Origin of the sequence: Falsochrobactrum ovis (assembly GCF_003259955.1) — a bacterium.
In the GTDB taxonomy this organism is placed as follows: domain Bacteria; phylum Pseudomonadota; class Alphaproteobacteria; order Rhizobiales; family Rhizobiaceae; genus Brucella; species Brucella ovis_A.
The window spans coordinates 1-10,403 of sequence record NZ_QLMK01000029.1; the positions used below are offsets into that span (position 1 = coordinate 1).

The window sequence follows — 10,403 nt, forward strand, 5'->3', positions numbered from 1 at the left end:
TCTGGGGTCCGAACTTGGCGATCCAACGACGAACTGTCTCGTATGATACGTCAATTCCACGCTCAAGCAGCATTTCTTCAACTTCACGCAGACTAAGGTTGAACCGCAGATAAAGCCACACCGCATGAGCAATAATCTGTGGCGGAAAACGGTGACGCTTGAAGATGATATCTGATGTCTGCATCGCCAAAATTTACGCCCAAACCGTCAGGCAGGCAACTGTAGCCCAGTTAACGTGACAACACCGTCTCGCTTCCATCGAGGGTAATGCGCGCTGGCCTGCCGTGGCGGGCCAGGGCCTTGCGTATAAAGCGTTTAGCAGCGGGCAGATCACGATGTTTGCTGAAATAGAACTCAACCGTATCGCCATTGCTATCAATCGCACGATATAAGTACAGCCACTCTCCTTTGACCTTGATGTAAGTCTCATCGAGGTTCCATTTGCGTGTGACCTGCCGCTTCTTCCGATTGAAACATTCAAGCAGTTTTGGACTAAAGCAGATGACCCAGCGATGGATGGTTGAATGGTCCAGATCAATACCGCGCTCCGCCATCATTTCCTTCAGATTGCGAAGGCTCAAATTGTAAGCCAGATACCACCGAACACAAAGCAGAATGACGGATTTATCAAAATGGCGACCTTTGAACATCTAAAATACTCAGCTGATTAAAAGCCGAGATACTATCAGACCATCCGTTGATGAAAAGTTTGCAACAGAACCTTTTTAAATGCTCAAACGCTCCATCCATCTTCTTGATGAAAAGTTTATAACAGTGCCATTAAAAGCTGGTCAGTCTGTGAGCGGATGTTTAATCAGAATTATATCGTTAAACCCGGATGCAAAAATGGCTAACACCCCCGATCCCCATCTGCTGAATGATCTTTCATCGTTCGTACAAGAGCTCACTAACGAAATTGAACCACATTTGATCGAAGTCCGTCGTGACATTCACGCACATCCGGAAACCGGGTTTGATGTTGAACGAACCGCAGGCGTAGTTGCTCATGAGCTGGCAAAGCTAGGCATCGAGCATCAGACAGGCGTTGGGCGTACAGGTGTTGTGGGTCTGATCAAGGGTGGTCGCCCCGGGCCGACTTTGATTATCCGCGCCGATATGGATGCACTGCCTATCGAAGAGCAAACCGGCCTCCCTTTCGCAAGCCTTCATCAAGGCAAAATGCATGCCTGTGGTCATGACCTGCATACTGCTACGTTGATCGGCATCGGTAAGGTCTTGAAAGACATTGCTCCGCGTCTAAGCGGCAATGTCAAGCTGATGTTCCAGCCAGCAGAAGAAACGCAAGAGAGCGGTGCGCGTGCAATGATTGCCGATGGTATTCTTGATGGCGTTGACTATGCACTTGGTTTTCACAACCATCCTGATGAGCCAACAGGAACATTTACGTTCGTGGAAGGTGTGGCGAACGGCTCATCTGACGAATTTGATATTACGGTTCATGCTGCCTCCGGCCACGCCGCGCGTCCCCATCAGGCTGTCGACCCTATCGTTGCGACAGCGCAGCTTATTACCCAGTTGCAAACAATCGTATCGCGTGAAGTTGATCCCATGCTGGCCGCAGTTTTGACCATCGGCTCGATCCACGGCGGTCATACGCATAATATCATCCCGGATTCAGTGACGATTATGGGAACTGTGCGCTGTCAGGATCGAGACGCTCGCGACATCATCGAAGCTGCTGTTCGTCGTATCTGTGGGGGCCTTGAAGCCGCATTGCGCGTGCGATGCTCAATCAATTATGTGCGCGGGGTACCGTCAATGGTGTCTGATCCCTATCTGATCGAGATGACGGGTGCGGCCATTCGTGAGCATTATGGCGATGTGTTTTTTAAACGTAACGGCAGTTTAGGCTCAGAAGATTTTGCACTGGTCGGTGAGAGAGTGCCATCATTCCAGCTTGGTATAGGCGCAGCACAGGAAGGCCGTAACGACAAGTTGCACAATTCGGATTATCAGCCTGACGAACGCTCTATTGCAAATGGTGTCGTCGCACTGTCACTGGCAGCAGCACGCATTCTGTCATGAAATGAAAAGGGCGGCTAAAAAGCCGCCCTTTTTTGTTATTCGCAGAGATATTGGTTCGATAATGCATGAATGTGGTTGGTGCCAATTCCGCAGCAGCCGCCAATGATACCTGCACCGCTCTTGACCCAACGCTGTGCCCATACCCCGTAGGCGTCAGGATCGAGGTCAGCGCGAATTTCAGTAATAGTAGCGTTCGCCTCATCAGCGCCCTGTTGTGAAGGAAATGCATTGGCATAAACGCCAATTGGAATATCCTTGCCCAGCTCATCGAAGACCTGCTTTGCTGCAAGAATGGCTGCATCCATAACTTCAGGCATTGCACAGTTAAAGAGGAGCGCTTCCGCTCCGAGCTCGGCGGCAAGCCGTGCACCTTCAGCCACCGTTTCTCCTGAACGAAGCTGTGCCTCGGTGATTGCTCCGCTGGCTACATCATCGCGGAGCGTGTAGGAAATCCAGAGGGGCTTTCCCGTTGAACGAATGGCCTCATGTGCGGCTTTGACTTCAATCAGGCTGCTTTGCGTCTCGGCAAGCCAGAGGTCAACGGATGGTGCCAGCCCATCCACAAGCACATTCAGCAATTCGCCTGCTCTGGCAGGATCAAAAAGGTCAGGCTGATAGGATCCAAAGACAGGCGGTAAGGATCCGGCTACTTTAACTTCACGGGATGCTGAATCTGCTGCTTCGCGAGCAATCCTGCCAGAAAGGCTTGCGAGTTTGTGGCCTTCAGCCGCAAAACGGTCTTCTCCGATGTGGAAAGGGACGACTGCATAGCTGTTTGTGGTAATGACATCGGCGCCGGCTGCGATATAGCCGTCATGCACTTCGCGAACGTATTGAGGACCTTCGATAAGCGCGAGTGCGGACCATTCCGGTTGACGGAATGGTGCACCAACGCGTTCCAGTTCACGTCCCATGCCACCATCGAGAATGATTGTCTTTTTGCTCATATTTTAATGTCCTTATCGGTATCTGCGATAGTGAGGTCTGCACGCTGCGCCATAATGTCATCCAGCCAACCTGGCTTCATTTGTGGAACAGATGCCAGAAGCTTTGCGGTATAATCGTCATAAGGCGGACTGAGTACGTCTGACTTCAATCCATAACGCACGACTGATCCCCGGTGCATGACAGCAATTTTGTCGGCTATGGCTCGAACGATTGCGAGATCGTGCGTGATAAAGAGATAAGAGGTCTCTGTCTCGTTTTGAACCCGACGCAACAGCTCCAGAATGCCCTCTGCCACCAATGGATCGAGAGCGGAAGTTGGCTCATCGCATACAAGCAGTTTGGGGCGTGCAGCAAGCGCCCGAGCAATACAGACACGCTGTTTCTGGCCGCCTGACAACTCAGCCGGATACCTTTTGAGAAGGCTTTTAGGCAGTCCGGTGAGCTCCATCAACTCGTCAACAGCATTGCGTCGCAAATCACGCGGCATCCCAAAATAAAACTGCAATGGTCTGCCGATTATCTCCGCTATGGTCCGGCGCGGATTAAGAGCCAAATCGGGCAACTGGCTGATCATCTGGATATTGCGCAGCGTCTCTTTTGAACGACGTTCCAGATTTGCAGGCAAAACTGCGCCGTCAAAGTGTATGTTTCCGGCTGTCGGTGCGAGGAGGCCGCTCACCACACGGGCCAGTGTCGATTTACCGGAACCAGACTCACCCACGATAGCCAGTGTCTGACCTTTTGCGAGATCAAGCGTGATGTCGGCAAGCACAGGTGTCGCCGGACTATAGGAAGCGGAAATGTTTGCAATGGAAAGTAAGGAAGCAGACGTTTCTATGCGACCTTCAATTTCCTTTTGACGAACTGCCACAAGCTGCCGGGTATAGTCTTCCTGCGGCGCATCAAAAATTTTGCGAACAGAACCTCGTTCCACCATTTTTCCATGGCGAAGCACCATGATCTCATCGGCAATCTGAGCGACAACTGCCAGATCATGCGATATATAAAGTGCGGCTGTTCCAGTGGTTGCGATTGCTTTCTTGATGGCAATCAGCACCTCGATCTGCGTCGTTACATCGAGAGCGGTTGTTGGTTCGTCAAACACCACAAGATCAGGACTGGTACAAAGCGCCATTGCGGTCATGGCGCGTTGGAGCTGGCCTCCTGAGACCTGATGGGGATAACGCTCGCCAAAATTCTGTGGATCCGGTAGACCCAGCAGGGTGAATAACTCAACAGCGCGGCTTCTCGCTTCGCCACGTTTCATGAGACCGTGCCAGACGCTGGCCTCCGTAACCTGATCAATCAGCTTATGGGCAGGATTGAATGCCGCAGCTGCAGATTGCGCCACATAGGCGATCCGGCTGCCGCGGATTCTCTGCCTATTCTTGCCGGATAAGGAAAGTATGTTTTGCCCATCCAGCGCAACTGATCCACCAGTGATCTGAAGGCCGTTGCGTGCGAAACCAAGAGCAGCGAGACCAATGGTCGATTTACCTGCGCCGGACTCCCCGATCAGGCCGAGTACGTGGCCTTTTTGCAAAGTCAGATCAATGCCGTCAACGATCAAACCTTCATCGGAGCTTATCTGGAGACCATGGATGTTCAGAAGTGGTGCTTTATTCGGATTATCCATTGTTTTGCGCGCCTCTTTTAAGGCTGGTTGTGCGCTGTAAAATCCAGTCGACGACAAAGTTCACACTGATAGCAAGCAAAGCAATGGTTCCGCCGGGAATAAGGGCGGCAAACACGCCAAACATCAACCCATCCTTGTTTTCTTTGACCAGGCTTCCCCAGTCGGCAATAGGCGGCTGAACACCGAGTCCGAGAAAGGAAAGAGTCGAAAGAAACAGGATCGAAAAGACGAAACGCAGTCCGAACTCTGCAAGCAGCGGTGACAATGCATTGGGCAGCACTTCGTGGAAAATGATCCAGCTTTTGCTTTCGCCGCGCAGGCGCGCGATTTCGATATAGTCTAGCACGACAATATCGCAGGCAATCGCACGGCTTACTCTGAAAACACGTGTTGCTTCCAGCACTGCGATTACTACTATCAGGATGAAGACATTTTTAGGCAGAACGGCCAGCACAACAAGAGCAAAAATCAGTGTCGGAATTGCCATCAGAAGATCGTTGCCGCGCGAGAGAACCTGATCCGGCCATCCACGCGTCAAGGCAGCAAGAAAGCCTAGCGGTACGCCAATCAAAAATGCGAGGATTGTAGCTGCGGCGGCGATCGAAAGCGTTAACCGCGTGCCCCAGATAACACGAGACAGAAGATCTCGGCCAATGTTGTCGGTTCCAAGCAACGCCTCGCGTGAGGGACCTTGCCATACGCTGCCAACGATTTCCGATATGGGATGCGGTGCGAGCCATTCTGCAAAAATTGCAACAAGCAGAAAGAAGGCTATACCGCTAAAGCCAATTGATGCGAGAAATTGTGAGCCTTTGTTGCGTTTTCTCATGCTGAATGTCTCAGCCGCGGGTTGGTCAGAATGACGATGACATCGGCAATGATGTTAAGGCCAATGTAAACGGACGCAAAAATAAGCCCGCACGCCTGCACCACCGGCACATCGCGTTTGGAGACATGATCAACCATGTATTGACCCATACCCGGATAAACGAAAATCACTTCAACAACGACTACACCTACAACCAGATAGGCGAGGTTCAGTGCGACGACGTTAATCACCGGTGAGAGTGCATTGGGAAGCGCATGTTTGAGGAGAATGCGCCAGCGGGGAAGACCTTTAAGCTGCGCGGTCTCGATATAGGGTGATGACATAACCGCAAGAAGCGAAGCGCGTGTCATGCGTACCATATGTCCGGTAACGGCAATAACTAGCGTCATGCAGGGCAAGGCAATCGCGGTAAGGCGCTGCCAGCCACTCATTCCAGGGTTTACAATGGCGCTCGATGGCAACAGACCAAGCGAAATCGCAAAATAAGCAATCAGAATATACGCTACGAAAAACTCTGGCAGCGATATGGTGCTGAGTGTTGCAACCGCTATGCCGCGATCAATGATAGTACCGGCATATAAAACGGAAATGAGGCCGAGCAGGATCGCGATCGGAATTGCAAACAGTGCAGCCATTGCAGCGAGATAGAGTGTATTGGACAAACGGGGCGCAATGCTTTTCGCAATGTCCTGCCGGTTAGAATAGCTGCGGCCCAGATCTCCCTGTGCAGCATTGCCAAGCCATTCCACATAGCGTTGTAAAGCCGGTCGTTCGAGTCCGAGTTCCTTGCGAATGTTCTCGACAGCCTGTGGTGTTGCCTGTTGACCCAGCATTGCAGTCGCGACGTCGCCAGGCAGGATTTGAGTTCCAGCGAAGATGACAGCCGAAATGGCCCAGAGCAAAACGATACCAAGCAGGAGACGCCTTAAGATCAGCCCCGAAAGTGAATTGCCACGTAAAAGACCGAAAGAATGTCCACGGTCAGAAATCGCAGCTGCCTTGCTATCGTGTGGAGACTGGTCTGGTAGAACGTCTGTCATTGGCTGTCCGGAAGTGGGCGTCATAGCTGGGAGGCACCGCCGGTTGTTACCCGGTCAGCACATCAATGCCAAGTCCCTTGTTAGAAGCATTTCCCCAAAACTGGAAGCCAGCTTTGGGGATGCAGCAGCAAGCAGAAATAATAATCAGTAAACGTTTCTGCTATTCTTCTAGCCAGACTTTTTCAGCCAGACGATAACCGCTCATATCGCCGCCACCTGGCACAGAAATATAGCCCTTAACCTTACCATTTGCGGCAGCAAGATTATCGGTGAAGACTGGAATTAATTCTCCGCCATCTTCTACGATCAAAACCTGCATGTCGTGATAGATCTGTTTACGCTTGGATTCATCCAGTTCAACGCGGGACGCAGCAAGCAGTTTGTCAAACGTCTCGTTGCTCCAGCCGGTTTCGTTCCATGGAGCGCCGGTCTGAAGCAGCATTGAAAGCATAGCGTCAGCGGTCGGGCGAACTGACCAGTTAGAAGCGACAAATGGCTTCTTCAGCCAGACTTCATCCCAGTAACCATCCGATGGTACACGCTCGACATCTATCGTAATGCCCGCCTTTGCCGCAGATGCCTGATAGAGTTGAGCTGCATCAGCCGATCCCGTAAAACCGTTATCCGATACGCTGAGCGGGATTGAACCGGAGAAGCCCGATTTCTTCAGATGAAATGCAGCTTTTTCCGGGTCGAAGGCACGCTGCGGAATATCTTTGGAATAAAGCGGATTCCATGAAGGAATCGGATGGTCATTGCCGACAGCGCCTGTGCCAACCAGCAAACTTTTCTGTAACTCTTCGCGGTCAATTGCATATTTGAGCGCAAGACGCAGATCATTGTTCTTCAGCAGCTCTGAATCCGTGCGCATCGGAAAGCAATACATCGAGTTTTCCGGTGTACGCAGAATCTGGATGTCGGGACGCGCACTCAGATGGCTGACCAGACGCGGCTCAACCGCATTGACGATATGCGCCTGACCGCTCATCAACGCTGCCATGCGCGCAGTTGTGTCATCCATGGCGATTGTTTCAACGGAGTCCACATTGGCGCGGTCTGGATGCCAGTAGTTCGGATTGCGACGAGTTAAAGCACGTACGCCCGGCTGAAAATCTTCCAGAACAAATGCACCGGTCCCTATACCCTTGTCGAAGTCTTCACCGTCAGGCCCAATGCCGAGGTGATAGTCTACAAATGCTGCTGGAAAATCGACATTACCAGCATTCAATGTGACTGTGACTTCATATGTGTCGGATGCAACGACATCTTTGACAGCGAGAAGTACACCCTTGCCGCCCGATTTGGTGTCGTCGCCTCGATGATGATTGAGCGAATAGACAACGTCTTTGGCAGTCAACTCTTTGCCGTTGTGGAACGTCACACCCTTGCGAAGACGGAATATCCATTTGCTGGCATCTGCATTTGCGGGCTCCCAGCTTTCCACCAGAGCGCCTGTAAGTTTTCCATCCGGGCCTAGTTCCAACAGCGTGTTGAAGAGCTGGAAGCCGACGGTATACATATATGCCATCGTGTAAGATGCTGGATCAAGATGATCCGAACTTGAAGCAGAATGCATGGCAATAACCAGATGCCCACCCTTTTTTGGCTTCGCATCTTGTGCGCGGGCCTGTGCGGGCAGCAGCAATCCGGATGCAGACATTCCTAAGCCAGCTGCAATGGCTGCTCCGGCTGACATGCTGAGAAACTGGCGCCGCGAAGGCTGCAGCGAATTAAGTGGGCTCTTCTGGTGGGGCATTTTTGCACTTTATCGATTAACAAGGTGAATATGGGTTTTGAGCCTTGTTAATCTCATTAGAGAAAATCATCAACAAGCAATAAAACAAATACTTTCTTTCTGATTTTAGAATATTATTCCGCCTCGTCGTATCAAGCTATCAGCTGACAATTGAAACGTCCGCAAACACGCCCCCAGTTCGATGAATGTTGACTTGAACCTTGGGCTCACGACCCATTAATTTGCCGGAAATGGTGCGAGGCCATCCGTTTGGATACGAGAAAAAAACCGAAGAAAGTATGTTTCATTTTCGAGGATTTTTGACAAAGGAGCTGAACGATGGGCCGCATCCTCCAGACATCGAAATGAACAGCAGATCTGCTGCGTCAAGACGATCAGACAGGAAACGGCATCCTTTCTTCGCCTCTTTCCTTGCAATCTGGCCGTTTCAGGCGCCATTTCCATTAAATTAATGAGTCTCGAGCCCAGGACGCGCAAACGAACGGCGACCAATGGTTGGGTACCAGTGAGCCAGAAAATCGCGTCACCGGCCCGTAAAACGGCTCAGTCGGCTTTCATGGCGATATTGACATTTGAGGGGCGCTGCCCCGCCTCTGGGGAGCGGTACAAGGTACCTAATAGACGGTGCCGAGATCTTTTCCGGCAGGAATCAGTAGAAAGTGAACCGTTATTACCGGCAATTACCCCTGAAATTGCATCGGGCCTGTAGATAGACCGTCTATTAGCCACCTCCGGTTATCTGCCACACCGTCTATTGGGTACCCGCTGTCGTGGCGGATGGTGGGCTTCATGAGCTGCGGAAGGCGGGTCAAGGCTCGCGTAGCGACCGCATAGCGGCTTGGCCTTGACGCGACTGGAGCGGCCAGCCTTCCAGCGAGGGGCAGGCATAGCGCAGCGACGTCCTGCCCCTCGAGCCTCCCGGCGGCGAGGGCAGGGTGTGCAGAGGGGCAGCGCCCCTTGCCCAAGCCCGAAGGGCGCGGAGTGCATCACGCCGGCATCATCACTGCATCATTGTTGTCCTACCGTTGCATCACATCTGGCTATGTGTGGGGCTTTTCCGGGCTTCGTAGTGCTGCCGTAGTGCATCAAAGCCAGCATTTATGCGGGTTTGCGGCCGTTTTGTAGTGGTCGAACACTACAGCGGTTTTTTCGTGGTCGCGTAAGTCATTGAGAATCAATGACTTACGAGCACTGAAAGGTGCGTATGGTGTATAGCCAATTTAAGGCTAAGGCTTGGACATTTTTATGCAACGTCCGGGGCATGCATCACATCGAGAAGGTCAAACTTTGGGACCCAATGCGCAGCATTGGGTGATGCAGCGATGAGGCAAGTATTGTGCAAATGTGATGCAGTATTCCAGCAGTAAAACTATTGTCAGCTATTGACAAGCCACTGATTTATAAAGTCATTTTTGTTGACCAATACTGAATGTGCCTTCATAATCCTTCCTAAGACTTGGGTATTCTGGGAGGCATGTATGAAGATGCACTTCATAGTCATGACCGCCTCAGACGAGGCTTCCGGATGGCGGTTTTTTGCTGGGATGAGTGACGCCCGGCTTCCGATCTGGGGCGGGTCAGACAAGGCCGCCCATTTCCCCACATTTCAGCAGGCCCTTCGCATCGCTCGCCGTGTTGGTGGTGCGGATATTTGCGCTGCTTTTCCCCACCACCAAGACCAGGAGGCGATCTGATGAAAGGAAAAGGAAGGTTGTTCGCGCTGTGCGTCGTGGCCGGCGTGCTGGCTGGTTGCAATGACCCGGCGACCGCACAGGAGAGCCAGAGCAAGCAAGAGACGGAAGAAGCGCAGAGCGTGGAGTTTTACCGGAAAAATTTCAGTAAACGGCTGCTGGTGGAGGCGGAATGCAAGAAAAAACCGGAGCTGGCCGAGACGCAGAAGTGCATCAATGCCCGTAAGGTCGCGAATGAGATCAATAAAAAACTAGGGCTGCCCCTAGGTTCAGGACCCATTGATTTGACGTGATGTCTATGATTCAGAGGGCAGTGCAGGAGCCTGAATCATGAGCAATTTATTTTGGCTGACGGACGAGCAAATGGCTCGTCTTCGTCCTTATTTCCCCAAGAGCCATGGTCGCCAGCGCGTTGATGATCGGCGCGTTCTGAGCGGGATCATCTTCGTTAACCGCA

The 10,403-nt window shown here is 51.8% G+C and carries 8 protein-coding genes and 3 pseudogenes; 4 read left to right on the forward strand and 7 right to left on the reverse strand.

Going from position 1 to position 10,403, the window contains the following annotated elements; genetic code table 11:
* Positions 1-184: pseudogene (locus tag C7374_RS15550) on the reverse strand (IS6 family transposase); the annotation flags it as partial.
* A gap of 61 nt (positions 185-245) precedes the next feature.
* Positions 246-650, reverse strand: a pseudogene (locus tag C7374_RS15555) (IS6 family transposase); the annotation flags it as partial.
* 196 nt (positions 651-846) lie between these two features.
* On the opposite strand from C7374_RS15555, the gene C7374_RS15560 reads away from it, so the two are divergent.
* A complete protein-coding gene (locus C7374_RS15560) occupies positions 847-2,046 on the forward strand; it encodes a M20 metallopeptidase family protein (RefSeq protein WP_111576519.1) in 1,200 nt (399 codons plus the stop codon).
* A gap of 35 nt (positions 2,047-2,081) precedes the next feature.
* On the opposite strand, the gene C7374_RS15565 is transcribed toward C7374_RS15560, so the two are convergent.
* The 5 genes from C7374_RS15565 to C7374_RS15585 all read right to left on the reverse strand — a co-directional run bounded on the left by C7374_RS15565 (position 2,082) and on the right by C7374_RS15585 (position 8,159).
* A complete protein-coding gene (locus C7374_RS15565; protein ID WP_111576511.1) occupies positions 2,082-2,993 on the reverse strand; it encodes a homocysteine S-methyltransferase family protein in 912 nt (303 codons plus the stop codon).
* A complete protein-coding gene (locus tag C7374_RS15570) occupies positions 2,990-4,630 on the reverse strand; it encodes an ABC transporter ATP-binding protein (protein WP_111576512.1) in 1,641 nt (546 codons plus the stop codon). The genes C7374_RS15565 and C7374_RS15570 overlap by 4 nt, the downstream gene beginning before the upstream one ends.
* On the reverse strand, positions 4,623-5,459 hold the full coding sequence (locus C7374_RS15575; protein WP_111576513.1) for an ABC transporter permease: 837 nt from the start codon (positions 5,457-5,459) through the stop codon (positions 4,623-4,625). Before C7374_RS15575 ends, C7374_RS15570 begins: the two co-directional genes overlap by 8 nt.
* Positions 5,456-6,499 carry an ABC transporter permease gene (locus C7374_RS15580; RefSeq protein WP_111576514.1) on the reverse strand — a complete coding sequence of 348 codons (1,044 nt, stop codon included), beginning with the start codon at positions 6,497-6,499 and terminating at the stop codon, positions 5,456-5,458. Before C7374_RS15580 ends, C7374_RS15575 begins: the two co-directional genes overlap by 4 nt.
* Positions 6,500-6,659: 160 nt before the next feature.
* Positions 6,660-8,159, reverse strand: coding sequence for an ABC transporter substrate-binding protein (locus C7374_RS15585; RefSeq protein ID WP_245412694.1), 1,500 nt, complete (start codon positions 8,157-8,159; stop codon positions 6,660-6,662).
* Positions 8,160-9,733: 1,574 nt separating this feature from the next.
* Between C7374_RS15585 and C7374_RS15595 the strand changes: the two genes are divergently transcribed.
* The 3 genes and pseudogenes from C7374_RS15595 to C7374_RS15605 all read left to right on the forward strand — a co-directional run.
* Entirely contained in the window at positions 9,734-9,949 is a 216-nt protein-coding gene (locus C7374_RS15595) for a hypothetical protein (protein WP_111576517.1), read from the forward strand.
* The gene (locus C7374_RS15600; protein WP_111576518.1) at positions 9,949-10,239 is read left to right on the forward strand and encodes an EexN family lipoprotein; all 291 of its coding nucleotides are present in this window, start codon (positions 9,949-9,951) and stop codon (positions 10,237-10,239) included. Before C7374_RS15595 ends, C7374_RS15600 begins: the two co-directional genes overlap by 1 nt.
* 37 nt (positions 10,240-10,276) lie before the next feature.
* Positions 10,277-10,403 (forward strand): annotated as a pseudogene (locus C7374_RS15605) (IS5/IS1182 family transposase); the annotation flags it as partial.

Coding starts and splice junctions, on each gene's coding strand:
- C7374_RS15560 (WP_111576519.1), top strand. CDS start 847: ATGGCTAACACCCCCGATCCCCATCTGCTGAATGATCTTTCATCGTTC.
- C7374_RS15565 (WP_111576511.1), bottom strand. CDS start 2,993: ATGAGCAAAAAGACAATCATTCTCGATGGTGGCATGGGACGTGAACTG.
- C7374_RS15570 (WP_111576512.1), bottom strand. CDS start 4,630: ATGGATAATCCGAATAAAGCACCACTTCTGAACATCCATGGTCTCCAG.
- C7374_RS15575 (WP_111576513.1), bottom strand. CDS start 5,459: ATGAGAAAACGCAACAAAGGCTCACAATTTCTCGCATCAATTGGCTTT.
- C7374_RS15580 (WP_111576514.1), bottom strand. CDS start 6,499: ATGACAGACGTTCTACCAGACCAGTCTCCACACGATAGCAAGGCAGCT.
- C7374_RS15585 (WP_245412694.1), bottom strand. CDS start 8,159: ATGTCTGCATCCGGATTGCTGCTGCCCGCACAGGCCCGCGCACAAGAT.
- C7374_RS15595 (WP_111576517.1), top strand. CDS start 9,734: ATGAAGATGCACTTCATAGTCATGACCGCCTCAGACGAGGCTTCCGGA.
- C7374_RS15600 (WP_111576518.1), top strand. CDS start 9,949: ATGAAAGGAAAAGGAAGGTTGTTCGCGCTGTGCGTCGTGGCCGGCGTG.